The sequence below is a fragment of the Streptomyces sp. NPDC002884 genome, from assembly GCF_040295245.1.
Taxonomy (GTDB): domain Bacteria; phylum Actinomycetota; class Actinomycetes; order Streptomycetales; family Streptomycetaceae; genus Streptomyces.
The window spans coordinates 66,792-92,491 of the sequence record NZ_JBEOVB010000022.1 but is presented as its reverse complement, the minus strand read 5'-3'; the positions used below and the strand labels follow the sequence as shown (position 1 = coordinate 92,491).

The window sequence follows — 25,700 nt, the reverse complement described above, 5'->3', positions numbered from 1 at the left end:
TCGTCGTTCATGGGTCAGTAGGTGAGCGGAAGGGCGGTGAGCCGCCGTTGCAGCGGGTTGGGCCGCCAGTCGAGGACCGCGCTGTCGGCCAGCCGCAGGTGCGGGAGCCGGCGGACCAGCGTGCCGACGGCCACCTCTGCCTGGAGCTTGGCCAGCGGGCCGCCGAGGCAGAAGTGCGGGCCGTTGCCGAAGCTGAGGTGCCGGTTGCCGGGGCGGGTCAGGTCGAGGCGGTCGGGGTCCTCGAAGCGCTCGGGGTCACGGTTGGTCGCCGCGAGGAACAGATACACCAGCTCGCCCTCGCACAGTGTCCGCCCGCCGATCTCCACGTCCTCGGCGACGACCCGGACGATCGCCTGGGTCGGCGTGTCGTAGCGGGCGAGTTCCTCGACGGCGGTGCGGACCAGCGTCGGATCGGCGCGCAGTCGGACCAGTTGGTCGGGGTGGCGCAGCAGGGCGAGCATGCCGTTGCCGACCAGGTGGGTGGTGGTCTCGTCGCCGGCGGTGATCAGGACGAAGCAGGTGGAAAGCAGTTCGGAGTCGGTGAGCCGGTCGTCCTGCGCCTGGGTGGCGACCAGGGCGCTGATGAGGTCGTCGCCGGGGTCGGCACGGCGGCGTCGGACGAGCCGGGCGAGGTACTCCTCGTACTGCTCGATGGCCGCCTCGGACTTGTCGATGTCCTCACTCAGTCGGCCGAAGCGGTGGAACCAGGTCTTGACCTGCGGGAGGTCCTCGGGCGGGATGCCGAAGAGCTCGCAGACGACGGACATCGGCAGCGGGGAGGCGACCGCCTCGATCAGGTCCATGGTCGGCCCGGCCGCGACCGCCTCGTCGATGAGCCGGTCGACGATCCGCTGGATGCCGTCGCGCAGGGCTTCGACACGCCGGGCGGTGAAAGCCCGGTTGGCCAGCTTGCGCAGCCGGGCGTGGTCCGGCGGGTCGGTGTTGCTCATCACCCGGCCGAGCCGGTCGGTGAGCCGGCTGAAGGCCTTCAGGTCGCCACCGAGCGCGCTGTAGGCGCGGGTCATCCGGTCGCGGTCGTTGGACAGCCGCAGGTCGGTCAGGGCCGCCTCGACGTCGGCGTACCGGGTGAGATACCAGATGCCCTGGGCGCTGCGGTGGACCGGATCCTCGCGGCGCATGCGGGCGTAGAACGGGTACGGGTCCCGGCGGGCCTCGGGCGTGAGCAGAGCCGCGGCGAGGTCGTCGGACCGGGCGAGGCCCGCGCTGTCGCGGGCCTCGTCGGTGGTGTCGGTCAGGTTCACTGCGAGCCGCGCTACCGCTGGGCGTTCATGGCGTCGGCGAGGCTCTTGGGCCGCATGTCGGTCCAGGACCGCTCGACGTACTCCAGGCAGGCGGCGTGGGTGTCGGGTCCGTGGGCGACGCTCCAGCCGTCGGGGACGTCCGCGAACTGCGGCCACAGCGAGTGCTGGTTCTCGTCGTTGGTGAGCACGAGGAAGGTGCCGTCCTGGTCCTCGAACGGGTTGGTCATGGGTCAGTCCTCCTGGTGGGAAAGGGTGGTGTCACCGGTGGCCTCGGCGAGGCGGGCGGCCAGGATCGGTCCGATCTGGGCCAGTGAGCCGGCTTCGGTCATCCGGTTGTGCCGGGTGGTGATCTCGTGCGATTCGATCCGGCCCGCGATGTACGGGCGCCAGGTCGCGGGCCCGGCGTCGTCCCCGTCGCGGTCGATCGTCGAGTTGAACAGCAGCAGGTCGCCGTCGAACCCGGTGGGGACGAAGTCGACCGCCAGCTTCGCGTTGTTGATCATGATGTGGACGATGACCTCGATCTGCCGCTCCGTCAGGCCCTGCAACGCGCTGCCCCGCCGGTTCAGGACCTCGGCGACCTCGGCGTAGGTCAGCTCCCGGTCGCCCAGCTCGTCGGGGTCGACGTCGAGCACACCGACGAGCACGTCCCGCTCGGTGGGCACGGGCATCTCCTCGAACTGCACGTCCTTCACCGGGTAGGCGTCGAGGATGGCCAGCAGCGCGGTCCGCTCGCCTCGCGCCTGCAGCTCGCAGGCGACCGCGTGGGCGATCAGCCCGCCGGCGGACCAGCCGAGCAGCAGGTACGGCCCCTCGGGCTGGATCTTGCGGATCTGGTCGGCGTAGTCGGCCGCCATCTCCTCGAAGGACGTCGGCAGGGGCTCGGGCCGGCCGAGGCCGCGCGCCTGGATCGCGTAGACCGGATGCCGGGCACCGATGTGGTTCAGGAGCCCGCTGTACGACCAGCTGATGCCGCCGCCGGGATGGATGCAGAACAGCGGCGTGCCGGCTCCGGTCGAACGCAGCGGCAGCACCACGTCCAAGGCGTCGTCGGGGTCGTCCATCACCAGGCGCTCGGTGAGACCGGCCACGGTCGGCGCCTCGAACAGCATGCGCAGGCCCAGTTCCAGACCGAGGGTCTCGCGGACCCGGGAGGCCAGGCGGGCGGCCAGCAGCGAGTGCCCGCCCAGATCGAAGAAGTTGTCGTCGATCTGCACCTGTTCCCGGCCGAGGACCTCGGCGAAGAGGCCGCACAGCAACTGCTCCCGCGGCGTCCGGGGGCCGCGTCCGGTGCCCGGCGCCCCGTACTCGGGGGCGGGCAGGGCGGCCCGGTCCAGCTTGCCGTTGGCGGTCAACGGCAGCGTGTCCAGGGTGACGAACGCCGACGGCACCATGTAGTCGGGCAGTTCACGGCGCAGTCGCCCGGAGAGCTCGCCCGCCTCGGGCGTGCCCTCGGCGCCTGGCACCAGGTAGGCGACGAGCCGCTTGTCGCCGGGCCGGTCCTCGCGGGCGACGACGGCTGCCTGGGCGACGCCCGGGCAGCTCGCGAGGATCGCCTCGATCTCGCCGGGCTCGATCCTGAGGCCGCGGAGCTTGACCTGGTGGTCGGTCCGTCCGGCGAACTCCAGGGTGCCCTCGGCCGGCCACCACGCCAGGTCGCCGGTGCGGTACATCCGGCTCCCGGGCGGCCCGTACGGGTCGGCGGTGAAGCGCTCCGCCGTCAGGCCGGGCCGGCCGAGGTAGCCGCGGGCCACGCCCGTCCCCGCCAGGTACAGCTCGCCGACCAGGCCCGTGGGCACCGGCCGCAGGTGATCGTCGAGGACGTAGGCACGCATGTTCGCCATCGGTCCGCCGATCGGCACGGTCGCGGCGTTCTCGGGGAGGGTGTGCACCGGATGGCAGGTGGCCAGGGTCGTGGCCTCGGTGGGCCCGTAGCCGTTGACCACCTCGATGCCGGGGCAGGCTTCCAGCACCCGGGCGACGGCGGCCGGGGAGACCACGTCACCGCCGGTCCACACCTCGCGCACCCCCGCGAGCACGGCCGGTCGCTCCTCGGCGACCAGGCGGAACAGGCCGGCCGTCAGCCACAGTCCGGTCACCCCGTGCGTACTGATCGTGTGCTGCAGCAGGTCGAGGTCGAGCCGCTCGGGCGGTGCGACCACGACCCGGCCACCGTTGAGGAGCGGCACCCACAGCTCGTAGGTCGAGAGGTCGAAGGCGGTCGGGGAGTGCATCAGCACCCGATCGTGTCCGCCCCCGTGATACTCGGGGGTGAGCGCGAGGCCCACCACATCGCGGTGGGTGACGGCCACGCCCTTCGGCCGGCCGGTCGAGCCGGAGGTGTACATCACGTACGCCAACTGCCGCTGATCGCAGCGCACTTCGATGCCCGACGAGTCGGGCTCGCCCTCGATCAACGCGGTCAGCACGTCCTTGTCGAGCACCAGCGCGACCCCGGCCTCCTGGAGGATCAGGTCGATCCGGGACTGCGGGAAGCGCGAGTCGAGGGGCGCGTAGGCGCCGCCCGCCTTGATGATCGCCAGGAGCGCCACGACGAGGTCCGCCGAGCGGTCCAGCAGCACCGCGACCGGTGCCTCCGGCCGTACGCCCCGGCGGATCAGTGCCCGCGCGAGGCGGTTGGACCGCTGGTCGAGTTCCCGGTAGGTCAGCTCGGCGGCGCCCGCCACGACGGCCACCGCGTCCGGGGTGGTGCGCAACTGGCGGGCGAACAGCTCCGGCAGCGCGGCCTCGGGCAGCTCGACCGCGGCACCGGTGGCCTCGGACAGCAGCCGGCGGCGTTCCCCGTCCGACATGATGTCGATCCGGCTGATCGGACGGCCGGTGTCGTCGACCGCCGCGCGCAGCAGCCGTGCCCAGCGCTCGAACAGCAGCTCCACGGTGGCCGGGTCGAACAGGTCGGTGGCGTACTCCACCGCGCCGACGAGGCCGTCGGGGCCGCCGTCCGAGCGGAACTGCTCGGCCAGGCTGAACGTCAGGTCGACGCGCGAGGTCCCGGTCGACGCCTCCAGGTGGCCGGTCTCCAGCCCTGGCAGCGTGAACTCGCCCACCGGCGCGTTCTGCAGGGCCAGCATGATCTGGAACAGCGGGTGGTGCGACAGCGACCGGGCCGGATTGACCACCTCGACCAGGTACTCGAACGGCACGTCCTGGTGGTCGTAGGCGGCGAGCGCCTTCTGCCGCACCCTGTCGAGGAGTTCGGCGAAGCCGGGGTCGCCGCTCGTGTCGGTGCGCAGCACCAGCGTGTTGACGAAGAAGCCGACGAGTTCGTCCAGTGCCTGGTCGGTACGGCCGGCGATCGGGCTGCCTACAGGGATGTCGGTGCCGGCACCGAGCCGGGTGAGCAGCGCGGCGAGGCCGGCCTGGAGCACCATGAACATGCTGGCGCCGCGCGCGGCGGCCAGGTCCCGCAGTGCCTGGTGCAGTTCGGGGTCCAGCCGGACCACGGCCCGGCTGCCGCGCTGGGAGGCCACCGGCGGCCTGGGCCGGTCGGCGGGCAGTTGCACCTGCTGCGGAATGCCCGCCAACTCGTCCTTCCAGTAGGCCAGTTGCCGGGCGAACAGGCTGTCCGGGTCGGCGGCGCTGCCGAGCAGGTCGCGTTGCCAGCAGGTGTAGTCGGCGTACTGCACCGGCAGCGGCGACCACTGCGGCTCCTCGCCACGGCAACGCGCCGTGTAGGCGGCCGCGAGGTCGCCGGAGAGCGGCCCCATCGACCAGCCGTCGGCGGCGATGTGGTGCACCACGACCAGCAGCACATGCCGGTCGGGCGCGAGCTCGTACAGCTCCGCCCGGACCGGCGGCTCCGCCGCCAGGTCGAAGCCTCGCCGGGCCGTCCGCGCCAGCCGCTCGGCCAGCCGGCTCTCGTCGAGCTCGACCACCGGCAGCTCCGGGTGCGCGTGCGAAGCACTCAGCACGACCTGGTACGGCACGCCGTCCGTCTCGCGGAAGACCGTCCGCAGGCTCTCGTGCCGGGCGATCACGTCCGCGAGCGCCGCGTGCAGGGCCGGGCGGTCGAGTGCGCCGGTCAGGCTCAGCGCGAGCGGCATGTTGTAGGTGGCGCTCGGCCCGTCCATCCGGTGCAGGAACCACAGGCGGCGTTGGGCGAAGGACAGCTCCACGTGTTCGCGTCGCGGCTGGGGGGTCAGCGCGGGCCGCGCCGTGCCGGAGGCGTCGAGGCGGGCCGCCAGTCCGGCCACGGTCGGCGTCTCGAACAGCGTGCGGACTTCGAGCTCCGCGCCGAGGGTCGCCCGGACGCGGGAGGCCAGGCGGGTCGCCAGCAGCGAGTGCCCGCCGAGGTCGAAGAAGCTGTCCTCGACGCCGACCTGGGCCAGGCCGAGCACCTCGGCGAACAGCTCGGCGAGGAGCTGTTCCTGCGGGGTGCGCGGCGCCCGCCCGGCTCCGGCCAGGTCGAGGTCGGGCGCGGGCAGCGCGCGGCGGTCGAGCTTGCCGCTGGCCGTCAGCGGCAACGTCTCCAGTGCCACGAACGCCGACGGGATCAGATAGTCGGGCAGTCGCCCGCGCAGCCATTCGCGGAGTTCGCCGATGAGGGCGCCGGTGCCCCGGCTGCCGGTCGGGCGGTTGGTCAGCGACGACAGCGGCGTGCTGGTGGTCCGGGCCGACCGGTACGGCTCGACCGGGGAGCCGTCGTACGCCCGCGGATCGGCGAAGACGACGTCCACGGCGTCGGCCGAGGTCGCCGACCAGGTGACGCCCACCCAGCGGTCGAACTCCAGCCCGATGGCACGGAAGTCCTCGGGATCGGGGAGTTCGCCCTCCTCCGGGCCGTGCAGCCGCTCCAGCAGCTCGGCGAGCGAGCCGTGGCCGTTCTGCACCGCCCGGGAAAGGGCGGCCTCGCGCAGCACCCGACGGTTCGGCACTCCGGTGATCCACAGCACGTCAGCGGGCGGCTGGGCGAGGAGTTCGCGCAGCTCGTCCAGCCCGGCGGCCTGCCGCCCCCACTCCAGCTCGACGGTCCGGCTCGGGACCACCGGAGTGACCGGCTGCTTGTGCAGCGCCACGTCGTAGCGGTAGCGGGTCAGTTCGTTGTGGTGGCGGCCGCGCTTGACCTCCACGGCCACCGCGCCGATGTCCGGGCCGCGCTCCCGCAGGACGGTGAAGAAGTCCGGGTCGACCAGGAGTTCCTTCTCCACCCTGACGGCCTGCTCCACCGCGCGGCGCACCGCCGCGAGGTCGCGGTCGGCACCGGTGCGGTGCAGTTGGACCGCGGTGGCCAGCGGGCGCAGCAGCCGCAGGTTGCGGACGTCGCCGACGAAGAGCGTGCCGCCGGGGGCGAGCAGCCGCATCAGCTTCCCGATCACGTCAGAGAGGTAGTCGGCGGACGGGAAGTACTGCACCACCGAGTTGATCACGATGGTGTCGAACCACCCGGCCGGCAGGCCCTCGGTGTCGTGCGCCGGGCGGGTCTGCAGCACGACACGCTCGGCCAGCCGCTCCTCCCGCGCCACTTGGGCGGCCAGCGCATCGATCGCGGTGGCGGAGAAGTCCGACGCCCAGTACGCCTCGCAGTGGGGTGCGATCTGCGAGAGGAGCAGGCCGGTACCGACGCCGACCTCCAGCACGCGGCGAGGACGCAGGGCCAGGATGCGGGCCACGGTTGCGTCCCGCCACTCCCGCATCTGCTCGACAGGGATCGGGCTGGCGTCGTAACTGCTGTTCCAGCCGACGAAGTTCTGGCCGAAGCCGACTTCCTCAGGGGTGATGGGCAGGGCGTCGTAGATGTCCTGCCACTCGCCCACGTGGTCCGCTTCCAGGCCGCTGTCCCGGGCCTCGTCCTGGTGCGGGACGACGTAGCCGACAAGACGGTCGTCCTGGGCGAGGACGGCGGCCCGGGCGACGGCGGGGTGCTCGGCCAGCGCCGCCTCGACCTCGCCGGGCTCGACCCGGAAGCCGCGCACCTTCACCTGGTCGTCGGCACGGCCGACGTACTCCAGCTCGCCTCCCCCGGACTCCGACCGGGTGGACCCCCAGCGCCAGCGCACCAGGTCTCCGGTGCGGTACATGCGCTCACCGGCCCCGAACGGGCAGGCGACGAACCGTCCGGCCGTCAGGCCCGGCCGGTTCAGATAGCCCCGCGCCAGTCCCGCGCCCGCGACGTACAACTCCCCCGCCACGCCCGCCGGCACCGGCCGCAGCCGCTCGTCCAGCACGTACACCCGGGCGTTGGCGATCGGACGGCCGATCGGCGGCACACCCGCCCCCGGGGACAGCGGGTCGCTCATGGTCGCGCACACCGTGGTCTCGGTCGGACCGTACGCGTTGATCATCCGGCGCCCGGACGCCCAGCGGTCCACCAGTTCCGGCGGGCACGCCTCACCCGCCACCACCAGTGTCGGCACATGCACCGAGCCCTCCGACACGGCGGCGAGGACGGACGGGGGCACGGTCACGTGGGTGACCGCGAGGTCCCGGTCGGTCAGCGCGGCGACCGGGTCCGCCGTCGGGGGCAGCACCAGGGCCGCGCCGCGCAGCAGCGCGGTGTAGATCTCCGACACCGACGCGTCGAAGCTGGGCGAGGCGAACTGGAGCACCCGGCTGTCGGATTCGATCGCGAAGCGCTCGATCTGTGCGGCGACCAGGCTCGCGACGCCGCCGTGGGCGACCACGACGCCCTTGGGGCGGCCGGTCGAGCCCGAGGTGTAGATCACGTAGGCCGGATGCCGGACGTCGAGCGCGACCACGGGGTCGGTCTCCGGCCACGCGGACACCTCGGTCACCAGCGCCGGGTCGTCGACCGTCAGCGCCGGCCGCGCGTCGTCCAGCATGTGCGCGATCCGCGCCTGCGGGTACGCCGGATCCACGGGCAGGTAAGCGGCCCCGGCCTTCAGCACGCCCAGGACGGCCACCACGGACTCCACCGAGCGCGGCAGGGCCACGGCCACGGTCTGCTCCGGGCCGACACCTCGGGCGATCAGCGCGTGCGCGAACCGGTTCGCCCGGGCGTTCAGCTGCCGATACGTCAACTCGGCAGCGCCGTACACCAGCGCGACCGCGTCCGGTGTCGCCGCCACCTGCGCCGCGAGCGCCTGCGGCACCGGGACGGCATCCACCTCACGGACGGTCGCGTTGCCCTGCTCCAGCAAACGGTGCCGCTCGTCGGCGTCGAGGAGCTCGATAAGTCCGATCGACCGGTCCGGGTCGGCGGTGACCGCCTCCAACAGGCGCGTCCAGCGCCTGGCGAGCGCTGCGATCGTCGAGCGGTCGAACAGGTCGGTGGCGTACTCCACCGCGCCGACGATCCCCGCCGGGCTGCCGTCCGGACCGAACTGTTCGACAAGACTCACACCGAGGTCGAACTTGGCGGTTCCGGTGGCCACCGCGTAGGTGGCGACGTCCAGGCCGGGCAGGGAGAACCGGCCCATCGGAGCGTTCTGCACCGCCAGGATGGTCTGGAACAACGGGTGGTGCGACAGCGAGCGGGACGGGTTCAGCGCCTCCACCAGGTGCTCGAACGGCACGTCCTGGTGCGCGTACGCCGACAGCGACGTCTCCCGGACCCGGTCCAGCAGCTCGGCGAACGTCGGATCACCGCTCGTGTCGGTGCGCAGCACCAGCGTGTTCACGAAGAACCCGACCAGGTCGTCCAGCGCCTCGTCGGTACGCCCCGCGATAGGACTCCCGATCGGGATGTCCGTGCCCGCACCCAGCCGCGTGTACAGCGCCGCCAACGCCGCCTGCAGCACCATGAACAGGCTCGCGCCCGACCTTCGGGCCAACTCCACCAGGGCGGTGTGCAGTTCGGGGCTCAGTTCCAGGCCGACGTGGTCCCCGCGCCAGCCGGCGACAGCCGGCCTCGGCCGGTCGACGGGCAGCTGGAGCAACTCCGGCAGGTCGGACAGCTGACGCTTCCAGTAGCCGAGTTGTTCGGCGAACCGGCTCTCCGGATCGGCGGCGTCGCCAAGCAGGTCGCGCTGCCACAGCGTGTAGTCCGCGTACTGCACCGGCAGGACCGGCCAGTGCGGCGCGCGGCCCTCGCACCGGGCGGCGTACGCCTCGGCCAGGTCGCGGGCCAGGGGGCCTGTGGACCAGCCGTCGCCGGCGATGTGGTGCATCACCAGCAGCAGCACGTGCTCGTCCGGCGCGAGCGCGAACAGCTCCGCCCTCAGTGGCGCTTCGGCCTCCAGGTCGAAGGGCTGCCGGGCGAACTCGGCGAGCCGCTCGAACAGTTCGGCCTCCGCCACCTCGGTCAGCCGTGCCCGGGGCCGGGCCCCGGCCGGGTCCAGGACGAGCTGGCAGGGTACGCCGTCGACCTCCGGGAAGACCGTCCGCAGGCTTTCGTGCCGGGCCACCACATCGGCCAGCGCCTCGTCCAGCGCCGCCCGGTCGAGCGTCCCGCTCAGCCGGAGCGCCAGCGGGATGTGGTACGTCGCGGCGGTGCCGTCCATGCGGTGCAGGAACCAGAGCCGACGCTGGGCGAAGGACAACGGCACCGCCTCCGGCCGCTCGTGCTCGGTCAGCGCCGGGCGGGCGTGGCCGGCCCCGGCCAGCGCCTCGGCCAGGCCGGCCACGGTGGGCGCCTGGAACAGCGTGCGCAGCCCCAGCTCGACTCCCAGCACCGAGCGCACGCGCGCGGCCAGCCGGGTGGCGAGCAGGGAGTGCCCGCCCAGGTCGAAGAAGCCGTCGTCGACCCCGACCCGCGGCACGCCAAGGACCTCGGCGAACAGCTCGCACAGGATCTGCTCCTGCGGGGTGCGCGGCGCCCGCCCGACCTCGGCCGAACCGCGATCGGGCGCGGGCAGTGCCGCCCGGTCCAGCTTCCCGTTCGGCGTCAGCGGCAGCACGTCCAGCGCCACGAAGACAGCCGGTACCAGGTAGTCGGGCAGCCGGTCCCGCAGGTACGCCGCCAGCTCCGCCGGACGTACGACCGTGTCGGGGCGCGCCGCCACGTAGCCGATAAGCCGGTCGTCCCGGGCGACGACGGCGGCCTGGGCGACCGCGGGGTGCCCGGTCAGGGACGCCTCGATCTCGCCGGGTTCGACGCGGAAGCCGCGCACCTTCACCTGACTGTCGGCGCGGCCGACGTACTCCAGCTCGCCGTCGGCCCGGCGGCGCACCACGTCCCCGGTGCGGTACATCCGCGCACCCGCCGGACCGAACGGGCAGGCGACGAACCGTCCGGCCGTCAGCCCGGGCCGGTTCAGGTACCCGCGCGCCAGACCGGGACCGGCGACGTACAGCTCCCCCGCCACCCCCGGCGGCACGATGCGCAGCCGCTCGTCGAGGACGTACACCCGGAAGCCCGCGACCGACCGGCCGATCGGCGGTACACCGCGCCCCGGGGACAGCGGGTCGCTCATGGTCGCGCACACCGTCGTCTCCGTCGGACCGTACGCGTTGATCATCCGTCGGCCCGGCGCCCACCGGGCCACCAGCTCCGGCGTGCAGGCCTCGCCGGCCACCACCAAGGTGCCGGCCGTGAGGTCGGCGCTCTCCAGCGCGGCCAGCGCCGAGGGCGGAAGCGTCACGTGGGTGACGTCGAGCCGGCGGTCCGTCAGGCCCTCCAGCGGGGCCTCGGACGGGGCCAGGACCAGGGTGGCGCCGGTGAGCACGGCACCGCACAGATCCCAGAAGGACGCGTCGAAGCTGGGCGAGGCGAACTGGAGAACCCGGCTGCCCGGCGCCACGCCGAGCCGGTCGACCTGCGCCGCCACCAGGCCCGACACACCGGTGTGGCTCACCACGACGCCCTTGGGCCGACCGGTCGAGCCCGAGGTGTAGATGACGTATGCCGGGTGCCGTACGTCGAGCGCGGTCCGCGGGTCGGTGTCCGGCCAGTTCCCTTCGGTCACTGTCGCCGGATCGTCGATCACCACCGTGGGCCGCGCGTCGTCCAGCATGTACGTGATCCGTGCCGCCGGGTACGCCGGATCCACCGGCAGGTACGCGGCCCCGGCCTTGAGCACGCCCAGGACGGCCACCACGGACTCCACCGAGCGCGGCAGGACCACGGCCACGGTCCGCTCCGGACCGACGCCCCGGGCGATCAGCGCGTGCGCGAACCGGTTCGCCCTGGCGTCGAGTTGACGGTACGTCAATTCGACATCGTCGCAGACGAGCGCGACCGCGTCCGGCGTCGCCGCGACCTGCGCCGCGAACAGCTCCGGCAGGCTCACCCCGGCCGCCTGGCCCTCGACGGCGGGCAGCAGCTCGCAGCGCTCCTCTGCGGACAGCAGATCGATCCCGCCGATCGGCAGGTCGGGCGCGGTGGCGACCGCGGCCAGCAGCCTGGTCCACCGGGCGACCAGGACCTCGACCGTCGAGCGGTCGAACAGGTCGGTGCCGTACTCGACCGCGCCGCCGATCCCGGCCGGCGCGCCGTCCGGCCCGTGTTCCTCCGCGAACCCGAAGGTCAGGTCGAGCCGCGCGGTCCCGGTGAGCACGGTCACCCCGGAGACCTTCAGACCCGGCAGCTCGAAGTCACCACCCGGCGCGTTCTGCACGACCAACCCGGTCTGGAACAGCGGGTGGTGGGACAGCGAGCGGGACGGGTTCAGCGCCTCCACCAGGTGCTCGAACGGCACGTCCTGGTGCGCGTACGCCGACAGCGACGTCTCCCGCACCCGACCCAGCAGCTCGGCGAAACTCGGGTCACCGCTCGTGTCGGTGCGCAGCACCAGCGTGTTGATGAAGAAGCCGACCAGATCGTCCAGCGCCTCGTCGGTACGCCCCGCGATCGGAGACCCGATCGGGATGTCCGTGCCCGCACCCAGCCGCGTGTACAGCGCCGCCAGCGCCGCCTGCAGCACCATGAACAGAGTGGCACCCGACCTTCGGGCCAACTCCACCAGTTTCGCGTGCAGTTCGGCGTCGATCCGGAGTTCCAGCAGGTCGCCGCCGTACGACATGGTGGCCGGGCGCGGCCGGTCTGCAGGCAACTGCAGCTGCTCGGGCAGCCCGGCCAGCGCCTCGGTCCAGTAGGTGACCTGGCGGGCGAACACGCTGTCCGTGTCGTGCTCGTCGCCGAGCAGCTCGTGCTGCCACAGGGTGTAGTCGCCGTAGGTGACCGGCAGCGGCGGCCATGCCGGAGCCCCGCCACCCTGTCGAGTGGTGTAGGCGGTGGCCAGGTCACGGGCGAGCGGGCCCATGGACCAGCCGTCCCCGACAATGTGGTGCATGACCAGCAGCAGCACGTGCTCGTCCGGTGCGAGCGCGAACAGCTGTGCTCTCAGCGGTACTTCCGAGGTCAGGTCGAATGCCCGTACCGCCGCCTCGCGCAGCAATGCGGGCAGCTCCGCCTCGCCGGCGGCCGCGCGTACGGTCAGAGGGACAGCGACCTCGGTGGTGTCCAGCACCCGCTGGTACGGAACTCCGGCGGTGTGCGGGAAGACCGTGCGCAGGGTCTCGTGCCGGGCCACCACGTCCGCGAGCGCGGCGCTCAGCGCCGCCCGGTCGAGGTCGCCGGACAGCCGCAGGGCGAGCGGCATGTGGTACGTGGCACTCGGTGCCCCGAATTGCTGGAGGAACCAGAGCCGGCGCTGAGCGAACGACAGCGGCATGGGTTCGCGGCGGGGCCGGGGAACGAGGGCCTGCCGTGCGGTGCCGGCGTCGTGCAGCCCGGCCGCGATCCCGGCGGGCGTCGGCGCCCGGAACAGGCTGCGCAGTTCCAGCTCGACCCCGAGGGTCGCCCGGACCCGTGAGACCAGCCGGGTGGCGAGCAGGGAGTGTCCGCCCAGGTCGAAGAAGCCGTCGTCGACCCCGACCCGCGGCACGCCCAGCACCTCGGCGAACAGCTCGCACAGGATCTGCTCCTGCGGCGAGCGCGGCGCCCGGCCTCCGACGGTCGTGCCCGGCTCGGGCGCGGGCAGCGCCGCCCGGTCCAGCTTCCCGTTCGGCGTCAGCGGCAACGCGTCGAGCAGTACGAACGCGGACGGGACCATGTAGTCCGGCAGCCGCTCGCGCAGGTACGCCGACAGCGTCGCCGGGGTCGCCCCGGAGCCGGTCAGGGGGACGACGTACGCGACGATCCGGTCCTCCCGGGCGAGCACCGCGACCCGGGCGACACCCGGGTGCGCGGCCAGCTCGGCCTCGATCTCGCCCGGCTCGACCCTGAACCCGCGGATCTTCACCTGGTGGTCCACCCGGCCCGCGAATTCCAGCTCTCCCCCAGCGCCCCCGGCCATGGGGGTCCCCCCGGACGAAGTCTGGGGGAGGCCGGGAGGTGCCCCCACCGGCCGGGGAGACCCCCAGGCGCGCCAGCGGACCAGGTCACCGGTGCGGTACATCAGCGCGCCGGCCGGACCGTACGGGTTGGCGACGAACCGCGTGGCGGTGAGCCCGGGCCGGTTCAGGTAGCCGCGGGCGAGTCCCGCCCCGGCGAGGTACAGCTCGCCCAGCACGCCGGGGGCGACCGGCCGCAGCGCCGAATCCAGCACGTATGCCTGGCAGTTGGCGATCGGGCGGCCGATCGGTACCGGCAGCGGGCAGTCGGCGGGGTCGGCCGGCAGCAGGTAGGCGGTGATCACATGGGTCTCGGCAGGGCCGTAGTGGTTGTGCAGCTCCCGGCCCGGCCGCCGGGTCTGGAGGCGGCGTACCGCACCGCCCAGCCGCATCGCCTCGCCGGCCTGCGCGACCATCCGCAGGCTCGGCAGGTCCAGCCCGGCCTCCTCGGCGGCCTCGGCCAGCGCCTCGACCACCAGGTTGGGCGCGAACAGCTCCTCGACCCCGTGCCGGTCCAGCCAGTGGGCGAACAGCTCGGCGCTGCGCCGCTGTTCCTCGGTCGGCACCACGAGGGTCTTGCCGTACAGCAGCACGGAGAGCGTCTCCTGCACCGAGACGTCGAAGCTGATCGCGGTGAACTGCGCGGTACGCGTGCCGGGTTCGCCGCCGACGGACCCGTGGTGCCACGCCAACAGGTTCAGCAGCCCGGCTGCGGGCATCACCACGGCCTTGGGCCTGCCGGTGGAGCCCGAGGTGTAGATGACGTAGGCCGGGTGGCGCGTGTCCACGGCGACCGCCGGGTCGTGCTCCGGCAGGTCCCCGTCCGGTGTGACGGCCGCGAGGTCGTCGAGCACCACGGCCGGGCGGGCGTCGTCCAGCATGTACGCGATGCGGGCCGCCGGGTAGTCCGGGTCGACCGGCAGGTACGCCGCACCCGTCTTGAGGACCGCGAGGACGGCGACCACCAGCTCGGTCGACCTCTGCAGCCGCAGGGCGACGACCTGCTCCGGTCCCACCCCGCGCGCGATCAGCGCGTGCGCCAGACGGTTGGCCCTGCGGTTCAGCTCCCGGTAGGTCAGCACGGTGTCCTCGAACACCACTGCCGGAGCCTCTGGGGTCGCCCGGACCTGCGCCTCGAACTGAGCGGGCAGGCCGGCATCGGGAGCAGGGCAGGCGGTGTCGTTGCGCGCGACCAGCAGCTCGTGCCGCTCCTCGGCGGTGAGGACGTCGATCCGGCTCAGCGGCCGGTCCGGCTCGGCGACCACCGACGCCAGCAGGCGCAGCCACCGGGCGACCAGTGCCTCCACCGTGGCGGGGTCGAAGAGGTCGGTGCTGTACTCGACCCGCCCGACGATGCCCTCGGCCGGCCCGCCGGTGCCGTCGCGCTCCAGCAGGTGGAAGCCGAGGTCGAACATCGCCGTCGGCGTCCGCACCAGGACGATCTCAGCGGCCAGACCGTCCAGCGCGAACTCGGTGCGAGGCACGTTCTGCAGCGCGAGGAGCACCTGGAACAGCGGCTGACGGGTGAGTGACCGGGACGGGTTGAGTGCCTCGACGACGTGCTCGAACGGCAGGTCCTGGTGTGCGTACGCGGCCAGCGCGCCCTCGCGGACCCGGCCCAGCAGCTCGGCGAAGGTCGGGTCGCCACCGGTGTCCGTGCGGAGCACCAGGGTGTTGACGAAGAATCCGACGAGGTCGTCCAGGGCCTCGTCGGTCCGGCCCGCGATCAGGCTGCCGACCGGGATGTCCGCTCCCGCGCCGAGCTTGTCCAGCAGCGATGCCAGGGCGGCCTGCAGCACCATGTACACGCTGGCGCCGTGCTCCCGGCCCAGCCGGATCAGCCCGGCGTGCAGTTCGGCGTCCAGTTCGATCGCGAGGTGTCCGCCCGAGCAGGAGGGGGTCGCGGGGCGAGGGCGGTCGGCGGGGAGCCGGATCTGCTCCGGCAGGCCCGCCAACTGCTCGGTCCAGTAGCTCTGCTGACGGGTGAACAGGCTGTCCTGGTCGGTCGGGTCGCCGAGCAGCTCCTGCTGCCACAGGGTGTAGTCGGCGTACTGCACGGGCGGTGGCGCCCACTGCGGCTCCCCGCCGTGTCGGCGTGCCGCGTACGCGGTGGCCAGGTCGGCGGCGAGCGGGCCCAGCGACCAGCCGTCACCGGCGATGTGGTGCATCACCAGGAGCAGCACGTGCTCGTCCGCCGAAACCTCGAACACCTCGGCGCGCAGCGGCGGTTCGGCCGCGAGGTCGAAACCACGCGCTGCGGCCCGCGCCAGCAGTTCCGGCAGGTCCGTCTCGTCCGCCGTGGTGACCGACAGCCTCGGGCGCGCCTCTGCGGTGGCCAGCACCCGCTGGTGGGGCACACCGTCCGCGGCCGGGAAGACCGTGCGCAGGGTTTCGTGCCGGTCCACGACATCGCCCAGCGCCGCTTCCAGGGCCGCCAGGTCCAGTGGTCCCGAGAGCCGCCACGCGAGCGGCATGTTGTAGACCGAGTCGGCGCCCTCCAGCTGGCGCAGGAACCACAGCCTCCGTTGAGCGGACGACAACGGCACCGTCCCCCGGCCTTCGGCCGGAGGTGCCCCCATGGGCCGCTCCGCCCTCTTCAGGGCGAGCCGGGCCCGGCCCGCGCCGCCCAGCCCGGCGGCCAGCCCGGCCACCGTCGGGGTCTGGAACAGGGTGCGCAGCGCCAGTTCCACGCCCAGGGTCGTACGGACCCGGGCCACCAGGCGGGTGGCCAGCAGGGAGTGCCCGCCCAGGTCGAAGAAGCTGTCGTCGACGCCGACCCGCGGCAGACCCAGCACCTCGGCGAACAGCCCGGCGAGCACCTGCTCCTGCGGAGTGTGCGGGGCCCGGCCGGACCGCGTCACGGTGGCCTCGGGCTCGGGCAGGGCGCGCCGGTCGAGTTTGCCGTTGGCGTTCAGCGGCAGGACGTCGAGGGAGACGAACGCGGCGGGCACCATGTAGTCGGGCAGCCGCTCGCGCAGGAGCGCCCGCAGGTCCTCCGGCCGGAGCTCCGCCCCGGCGACGGGCACCAGGTAGGCGGCCAGGCGGGTGTCCCCCGCCCGGTCCTGCCGGACGGTCACGGCGGCCTGCGCGACCCGCGGGTGTTCCGCCAGTGCCGCCTCGATCTCGCCGAGCTCGATCCGGAACCCCCGGACCTTGACCTGGTCGTCGGTACGGCCCAGGAACTGCAGGTTCCCGGCCGCGTCCCACCGCACCAGGTCACCGGTGCGGTACAACCTCGTGCCGGCCGGCCCGAACGGGTCCGCCACGAACCGTCCCGCGGTCAGTCCCGGCCGGTTCAGATAGCCGCGTGCCAGCCCCGCACCGGCGATGTACAGCTCACCCGGCACACCCGCGGGCACCGGCTGCAGCGTGCCGTCGAGCACGTGCAGCCGGACACCCCCCAGCGGCCGGCCGATCACCGGGTGCGGGCTCGACCCCAGCGGCGCGACGACCGCGTCCACCGTGCACTCGGCCGGCCCGTAGTAGTTCAGGCAGGACACCCCGTCGGCCGCCCGCAGCCGCTCCCACAACTGCTCCGAAACGGCCTCCCCGCCCAGCCCGACCAGCGAGGGACGCCACCGCGGGTCGTCCAACATGCCGTGTGCGACGAGGACTTGCAGGTAGGACGGGGTGCCGCCGACAGTGTCAAGACCGGCCCGCGCGGCGTACTCGAGGTAGGCGTCCGGGTCGGACCAGGTCGCCTCGTCCAGGACGTGCAGCTCGTGGCCCGCGTAGAGGGCGAACATCTGGTCGCAGGAGGCGTCGAACGACACCGACGTGGTCAGCCCCACCCGCAGCCGCTCCCCCGTCCGGAACATCAGCGGACCCTGGTTGGCGAACAGGTTGCGCAGGCTGCCGTGCGTCACCACCACGCCCTTGGGCCTGCCGGTGGAACCGGAGGTGTAGATGACGTAGACCGGGTGGTCCTGATCGACGGCCACCGCGGGGTCCGTCGCCGGGCACGCCGCCACCAGCGCGGCCGTCGCCGGGTCGTCGGCCACCAGCCATCCGGCGGGACCGGTCTCCGGCAGCCGGCCCCGGGTGCGGGCGTCGGTCACCACCAGGACCGGCCGGGCGTCGTCGAGCATGTATTCGATCCGTGCGGCCGGGTACTCCGGGTCGACCGGGAGGTACGCGGCGCCGGTCTTCAGCACCGCGAGGATCGCCACCACCAGCCCGGCCGACCTCGGCAGGGCCACCGCCACCAGCCGCTCCGGCCCCGCGCCCCGCGCGATGAGCGCGTGTGCCAGCCGGTTCGCCCGCGCGTCCAGCTCCGCGTACGTCAGCGACGCCTCCGGTCCCACCACCGCGAGGGCGTCCGGAGTCGCACGCACCCGGTCCCGGAACAGCTCCGGCAGACTCTCGGTGAAGGTCTGGGCCGCCGGGCCGGTACCCAGCGCCGTCAGCTCACCGCGCTCCTCGGTGGTGAGCAGGCCGAACCGGCTGAGCCGCCGCCGCGGGTCGGCGACCGCGGCGCGGAGCAACCGGACCCACCGCCCGAGCATCGTCTCGACGGTGGCCGGGTCGTACAGATCGCTGCTGTATTCGACGAACGCGTCGATCCCGTCCGGGGTGGGGGCACCTCCCGGGCCGCCGGGCCCAGGGGCACCGTCCTGCGCGTGCCGCTCGGACATCGTGAAGATCAGGTCGAGCTTGGCGGTGGCCGACGCCGACGGCACGTCGCCGACGCGCAGCCCGGGCGGCGCGAAGTCGGCCCGGGGCGCGTTCTGCAGCACGAGCATGACCTGGAACAGCGGATGGTGCGCCAGCGACCGGACCGGGTTGAGGGCCTCGACCAGGTATTCGAACGGCAGGTCCTGGTGGGCGTACCCGGCCAGCGCGGTGTCCCGGACCCGGCCCAGCAGCTCGGCGAACGTCGGATCGCCCGAGGTGTCGGTACGGAACACCAGGGTGTTGACGAAGTAGCCGACCAGCTCGTCCTGCGCCTGGTCGGTCCGGCCCGCGACCGGGCTGCCGACCGGGATGTCGTCGCCCGCGCCGAGCTTGCTCAGCAGCGCCGCCAGCCCTGCCTGGAGCACCATGAACAGACTGGTGCCGTGGGCGCGGGCGAGCTCGCGCAGACCGCGGTGCAGCTCGGCGTCCAGCCCTGCGCGCACGGAACCGCCCCGGTGCGTGGCGACCGCCGGGCGGGGCCGGTCGCCGGGCAGCTGGAGCCGCTCGGGCAGACCGGCCAGCTGCCGGGTCCAGTAGGCCGCCTGGCGGGCGAACAGGCTGTCCTCGTCGGCCCCGTCGCCGAGCAGCTCGTGCTGCCACAGGGTGTAGTCGGCGTACTGCACCGGCAGCGGCGCCCACTGCGGCTCCTCGCCGCGGCTGCGCGCCGTGTAGGCGGCGGTCAGGCCCTGTGCGAGCGGGCCCAGCGACCAGCCGTCGCCGGCGATGTGGTGGAGCACCACCTGGAACACGTGCTCGTCCGCCGTCAGCTCGAACAGCTCGACACGCAGCGGCACATCGGCCGCCAGGTCGAACGGACGGGCCTTCGCCCGTGCCATGGCGGTCGGCAGCCCGGCCTCGGTGGTCCGGCTCACGAGCAGCCGCGGGCGGGCCGCCGCGACGTCCAGCACCCGCTGGTACGGCACGCCGTCCACCGCCGGGAAGACGGTGCGCAGGCTCTCGTGCCGGGCCACGACGTCCGCCACGGCGGCCTCCAAGGCCCGCCGGTCCAGATGCCCGGACAGCCGCCAGGCCAGGGAGATGTGGTAGTTCGCGCTCGCGCCCTCCAACTGGTGCAGGAACCACAGCCGCCGCTGCGCGAACGACAGCGGGACCGCCTCGGGGCGCTCGCGCCGTGCCAGGGGGGCCTGCGCCGGTCCGGCCGCCACCAGGGCGGCGGCCAGGCCGGCCGGGGTCGGCGCCTCGAACAGGGTGCGCAACGGCATTTCCACGCCGAGCGTCGCACGGATCCGGGCGGCCAGGCGGGTGGCCAGCAGCGAGTGCCCGCCCAGGTCGAAGAAGCCGTCCTCGACGCCAGCCGACGCCACGCCCAGCACCTCGGCGAACAGCTCGCAGAGGATCTGCTCCTGCGGGGTGCGGGGGGCGCGGGCTGTGACCGCCGGAGCGAGGTCGGGGGCGGGCAGGGCCCGGTGGTCCAGTTTGCCGTTGGCGGTCAGCGGCAGCGCGTCCAGCACGACGAACGCCGACGGCACCATGTGCTCCGGCAGCCGGTCGCGCAGGTGCGCGCGCAGGTCGGCAGGGCGCGGTGCGGTGCCCACGGCCGGGACCAGGTACGCGACCAGCCGGGTGTCGTCGGCCCGGTCCTGCCGGGCCAGGACGGCGACCTGGGCGACGGCGGGGTGCGCGGCCAGCGCCGCCTCGATCTCGCCGAGCTCGATCCGGAAGCCGCGCACCTTCACCTGCTGGTCGGCCCGGCCGACGTAGCGCAGGCTGTTGTCCGCCGCGCGGCGCACCACGTCGCCGCTGCGGTACATCCGCGATCCCGGCGGTCCGAACGGGTCGGCCACGAAGCGCCCGGCGGTCAGGCCGGGCCGGTTCAGGTAGCCGCGCGCCGGTCCGGCGCCCGCGACGTACAGTTCGCCGGGCACGCCCGGGGCCACCGGCCGCAGGTGGGCGTCCAGCACGTACGTCCGCAGGTCCCCGATGGCCGTGCCGATCCCGCCGACGGCGCCACCGGACCGGTCGAGCGCCGCGTACGTGACGTGCACCGTGGTCTCGGTGATGCCGTACATGTTGACCAGCAGCGGCGCGTCGGCGGGGTGCCGCTCGTACCAGCTCGCCAGCCGGGCGTGCTCCAGCGCCTCACCGCCGAACACCACCGTGCGCAGCGCGAGCCGGCGGCCGGTCTCCGGGGCCTCCGCGTCCGCCTGCATCAGCTGGTAGAACGCGGACGGCGTCTGGTTGAGCACGGTCACCCGCTCGCGGGCGAGGAGCTCCAGGAAGCGGCCGGGCGAGCGGCTGGTCTCGTGGTCCACGACCACCAGGCGGCCGCCGTGCAGCAGCGGGCCCCACAGCTCCCACACCGAGAAGTCGAAGGCGTAGGAGTGGAAGAGGGTCCAGACGTCCTCGGCGGAGAAGTCGAAGAGCTCCCGGGTGGTGTCGAACAGCCGCGCCACGTTCCGGTGCGTGACCACCACGCCCTTGGGGTTGCCGGTGGACCCGGAGGTGTGGATGACGTAGGCGGGGTGGCCCGGGTCGAGGGGGATCTCCGGGTCGGTGTCCGGCAGCCCGTCCAGGTCTGCCACGTCCAGCAGCAGCCGGTCCACCGGGTCCGCGCCCGGCAGGTCGCCGGTCCGGCTCGTGGTCACGAGGAGCGCGGGCCTGGCGTCCTGGAGCAGGTAGGCGATCCGGGCGGCCGGGTACTCCGGGTCCACCGGGAGGTAGGCGCCGCCCGCCTTCAGCACGGCGAGCACCGCCACGACCTGCTCCGCCGAGCGCGGCAGGGCCAGCGCCACCAGCTGCTCCGGGCCCACCCCCCGATCGATCAGGGCGTGCGCGAGCCGGTTCGCTCGGGCGTTCAACTCGCCGTACGTCAGCGCGACTTCGCCGTCCGTGAGGGCGGTGGCGGCAGGGTTCGCCCGTACCTGGCGCTCGAACAACGCGGTCAGGCTGTTCTCCGACGGCTCCTCGCTGCGGCCGGTGGGCGCCGGGAGCAGCGCGCGGAGCTCGTCGGTGGACAGCACGTCCACCCGGCCGATCCGCCGGCCGGGGTCGGCGGCGACGGCGCGCAGCAGCCGCACCCACCGCTCGACGATCCCGGTGACGCCGGCCTCGTCGAACAGGTCGGTGCTGTACTCCACCACGCCCGACAGACCGTCCTCACCGGGCTGTTCGGCCAGGATGAAGGTCAGGTCGCACTTGGCCGTCCCGGTGTGGACCAGGTCGGCCGCCACCCGCAGTCCCGGCAGGTCGAACGTGCCGAGCGGCGCGTTCTGCAGGGCGAGCATGGTCTGGAACAGCGGGTGGTGCGCCAGCGTCCGGGTCGGGTTGAGCGCCTCCACCAGGTGCTCGAACGGCACGTCCTGGTGCGCGTACGCGGCCAGCGCGTCGGTGCGCACCCGGCCCAGCAGTTCGGTGAACGACGGGTCGCCGGAGAGGTCGGTGCGCAGCACCAGGGTGTTGACGAAGAAGCCGACCAGGTCGTCCGCCGCCTCGTCGGTGCGTCCGGCGATCGGTGTGCCCACGGGTACGTCGGTGCCCGCGCCCAGCTTGCCCAGCAGGGCGGCCAGTCCGGCCTGGAGCACCATGAAGAGGCTGGCCCCGCCGTCCCGGGCGAGCGCGCGCAGGCCCTGGTGCAGCTCGGCGTCGATCCGCACCGGCAGGTGGGCGCCCCGGTAGGACATCGCCGCCGGCCTGGGCCGGTCGAACGGCAGCTCGACCTGCTCGGGCAGATTCGCCAACTGCGCACGCCAGTAGCCGAGTTGGCTGCTCAGCAGACTGTCGGGGTCCGCGCCGTCGCCCAGCAGTTCCCGCTGCCAGAGGGCGTAGTCGGCGTACTGGACCGGCAGCGGCGACCACTCCGGCTTCGCCCCCTCGGCACGGGCCGCGTAGGCCGTCGTCAGATCCCGCAGGAGCGGCCCCGTCGACCAGCCGTCACCGGCGATGTGGTGCACCACCAGCAGCAGCACGTGCTCCTCGGCGCCGAGCCTGAACAGTTCGGCGTGCAGCGGCGGCTCCTCGGAGAGCTCGAAGCCGTGCCGGGCCGCCTCCCTCAGCCGCTCCGGCAGGTCACGCTCGCCCGCTTCGGTCACCCGCAGCCGCGGCCGTGCCTCGCCCGGGACCAGCACCCGCTGGCACGGCACACCGTCGAACACCGGGAAGACGGTGCGCAGGCTCTCGTGCCGTTCGACCACATCCGCCAGGGCGGCTTCCAGGGCCCGCTCGTCCAGGTGCCCGGACAGCCGCAGCGCCAACGGGATGTTGTACGTGGCGCTCGGGCCCTCCATACGGTGCAGGAACCACAGCCGGCGCTGCGCGAAGGACAGCGGAACGGCCTCCGGCCGCTCGCGCCGCCCCAGCGCCGGACGCGCCCGGCCCGCGACATCCACGGCCGCCGCCAGTTCCGCGACCGTCGGCGCGTCGAAGAGGTCGCCGAGCCGCAACTCCACGCCGAGGAGCGAGCGGGCTTTGGCGACCAGTCGGGTGGCCAGCAGGGAGTGCCCGCCGAGGTCGAAGAAGCTGTCGTCAAGACCTGGCTCGGCCACCCCGAGCACCTCGGCGAACAGCCCGGCGAGCAGGTGCTCGGTCGCGGTGCGCGGTGCGCGGCCCGGCGCGACGGGCTGCCGCCCGGGCACCGGGAGGGCCCGCCGGTCGAGCTTGCCGTTCGGGGTCAGCGGCAGAGCTTCCAGCAGCACGTACGCGGCCGGCACCAGCTGCCGGGGCAGCCGGTCCCGCAGATGGTCGCGCAGGGCTGTGTCGGTCACCGCGGCGCCGGGCTCGGGCACCGCGTAGGCGACCAGCCGGGATTCCTCCTCGGTACGCACCATCACGGCGGCCCGGGCGACCTGCGGGTGCTCGGTGAGGACGGCCTCGATCTCGCCGAGCTCGACCCGGAAGCCGCGGAGCTTGACCTGGTCGTCGGTGCGGCCGAGGAACTCCAGGTTCCCGGCCGCGTCCCACCGCACCAGGTCCCCGGTGCGGTACATCCGCGAACCGCTCGGGCCCAACGGGTCCGCGACGAACCGCCCGGCGGTCAGCCCCGGCCGGTTCAGGTAGCCGCGGGCCAGCCCCGCGCCCGCGATGTACAGCTCGCCCGCCGCACCGGTCGGCAGCGGCCGCAGGGCGCCGTCGAGCACGTACAGCCGGGCGTTTGTGACCGGTCGGCCGATCACCGGACGTGGGCTCGACTCCAGCGGCGCGACCACCGAGTTGACGGTGCATTCGGACGGTCCGTAGAGGTTGAGGCAGGACACGCCCTCCGCTGCCCGCAGCTGCTCCCACAGCCGCTCCGGGACGGCCTCACCGCCCGCCCCGACCAGTGCCGGGCGCCACTGCGGGTCACTCAGCAGCCCGTGGGAAACGAGCACTTGCAGGTAGGACGGGGTGGCTTCGATGTAGTCCAGTCCGCAGCGCGCCGCGTAGTCGACGAAGGCGTCGGGGTCGGTCCAGGTCGCGTGCTCGAGGACGTGCAACTCATGGCCCCCGAACAGGGCGAGCAGCTGGTTCCAGGAGGCGTCGAAGGACACCGAGGTGGTCAGCGCCACCCGCAGCCGCTGCCGCTCCTTCAGCACCGGCGCCAAGTGCATCTGCCGGAGGTCGGTGAGCAGGTCGAGCAGGCCGCCGTGGGTCGGCAGCACGCCCTTGGGCCTGCCGGTGGAGCCGGAGGTGTAGATGACGTACGCCGGGAGACCCGGGTCGACGGCCACCATCGGGTCGGCCGCCGGGCAACCCGCCACCAGGGCGGCCGTCTCCGGGGCGTCGAGCACCAGCCGGTCTACGGGCCCGGCCTCGGGCAGCCGCCCCTCGCTGCGGGAGTCCGTGACCAGCAGGGCCGGCCGGGCGTCGTCGAGCAGGTACGCGATCCGGGCGGCCGGGTATTCGGGGTCGACCGGCACGTACGCCGCCCCGGTCTTCAGCACCGCGAGGATCGCCACCACCAGCTCCGCCGAGCGTGGCAGGGCCACCGCCACCCGCCGCTCCGGGCCCGCTCCCCGGGCGGTCAGGGCGTGCGCCAGCCGGTTGGCCCGCGCGTCCAGTTCCGCGTACGTCAGCGAGACGTCGCCGCACACCAGCGCGACCAGGTCCGGAGTCGCCCGGACGTGCTCCCGGAACAGCTCCGGAAGGCTCGTGGCCGGGGCCGGCGCCACCGGTCCTGAGCCGAGCTCCGCCAGCTCGCGGCGCTCCTCGGAGGTGAGCAGTTCGATCCGGCCCACCGGCTCGTCCTGGTCGCAGTCCGCGAGGGTGTCCAGCAGGGCGAGCAGCCGCTGCTGGTGGCCGGCGAGGTCGTCGGGGCCGTACGCCTCCGGCGAGCCGTGCAGCCGGAGCAGCGGCGGGTTGCCGTCCCGGTAGTCGAAGACCCAGACGGCGAGGTCGGTGGTCGACCCGGACACGAAGTGGTGCACGGAGGCCGGGTGCCCGGCGAAGCTCGGCCTGGAGTTGAAGGCCATGATGTTGACGATCAGCGGGAACGCCGTCCCGATGCTGCCGGGGGCGCCGAGGTCCCGCAGCAGGTCCTCGCTGCGGTAGCGCTCGTGCGCGACGGCCGTCTCGACCTCCCGCGCCGCCTGGGCGACGAGTACGCGCCACGGCATGTCCGGCCGGACCGTCAGTCGCAGCGGCACCACGTTGGACGTCGTGCCCGGCACCGCCGTCAGGTCGCGGTCGGCGCCCCGACGGGCGGTGACGGGCAGGGCGAGCACCACGTCCTGGTTTCCGGTCAGCCGGTGGGCGTAGAGCGCCGTCGCCGCGACCACCAGCCGGGACCACCGGACGCCGGACCGTCCCGCCGCCGCCCGCAGGGCCTCCGGGCGGCGCAGTTCCCGCTCCTCGGCCAGTCGGAGGGCGCGGTGCGGGTCGGTCGCGGAGGTGTCGGTGAGCCGGGTCGGGGCGGGCACGTCGGCGAAGCGCTCGGTCCAGTAGGCGCGGTCGGCGGCGAAGTCGGTGGAGGCGCGGTAGGCGGCGTCACTGTCGACCAGGTCCCGCAGCGAGCCGAACGGGCATGGCGGCACGGCGCCGCCCTCGGTCAGCGCCGAGTACACCTCGCCGACCCGCTGCCGGAGCATGGAGCTGCTGATCGCGTCCAGCACCAGGTGGTGGTAGTTCAGGTACCAGAGGTACTCCGTCGGCGACGCCTCGATCAGCGCGTGGCCGAACAGCGGGTCACGGGCGAGGTCCAGCGGGCGCAGCAGATCCCGCTCCATCCATGCCACGGCCGACGCCCGGGGGTCGGGTTCTCCGCTGAGGTCGAGGTGGGCCGGCGCCCAGTCCCAGCTCTCCCGGAGGACCTGGCGCGGGCCCTCCCCGTCGTCGACGAAGGTCACGTGCAGGGCGTCGACCTCGTCGACCACCCGGCGCAGCGCGTTCTCGAACACCTCCCGGTCCACCGGCCCGTGGATCTCCAGGCACTCGCCAACGCGATAGCCCGGAATCGGCGTCCGGGAGCGCTGCTCGGCCAGCCAGATCTCGCGCTGGGCCGCTGTCAGGGGAAGGGCGTCACCATCGCGACGGGACATGGGGGGACCTCCGAAGGTGTGGGCAGGCGTGGTGGCGGGGCACGCAGGACCGCGCCGACCGTGGTGTCGTCACACGGTCGGTCGGGGGGCGGCTGCTGCTGCG

General features: G+C 73.6%; 3 protein-coding genes. All 3 read right to left on the bottom strand.

What is annotated here, in order from left to right; translation table 11 throughout:
- Positions 1 to 14: 14 nt before the first annotated feature.
- Genes ABT070_RS32175 through ABT070_RS32165 form a run of 3 tightly spaced genes read right to left on the bottom strand, consistent with a single transcriptional unit; the run spans position 15 to position 25,597 of the window.
- Positions 15 to 1,262 (bottom strand): cytochrome P450, encoded by a 1,248-nt coding sequence (locus ABT070_RS32175; protein ID WP_351765788.1) that lies wholly within the window; start codon positions 1,260 to 1,262, stop codon positions 15 to 17.
- Between the two features lie 11 nt (positions 1,263 to 1,273).
- Positions 1,274 to 1,489, bottom strand: coding sequence for an MbtH family protein (locus tag ABT070_RS32170; RefSeq protein ID WP_351765786.1), 216 nt, complete (start codon positions 1,487 to 1,489; stop codon positions 1,274 to 1,276).
- A 3-nt stretch (positions 1,490 to 1,492) separates the two neighbouring features.
- Positions 1,493 to 25,597, bottom strand: a complete 24,105-nt coding sequence (locus tag ABT070_RS32165) for a non-ribosomal peptide synthase/polyketide synthase (protein WP_351765785.1) — start codon at positions 25,595 to 25,597, stop codon at positions 1,493 to 1,495.
- Between the last annotated feature and the right edge of the window lie 103 nt (positions 25,598 to 25,700).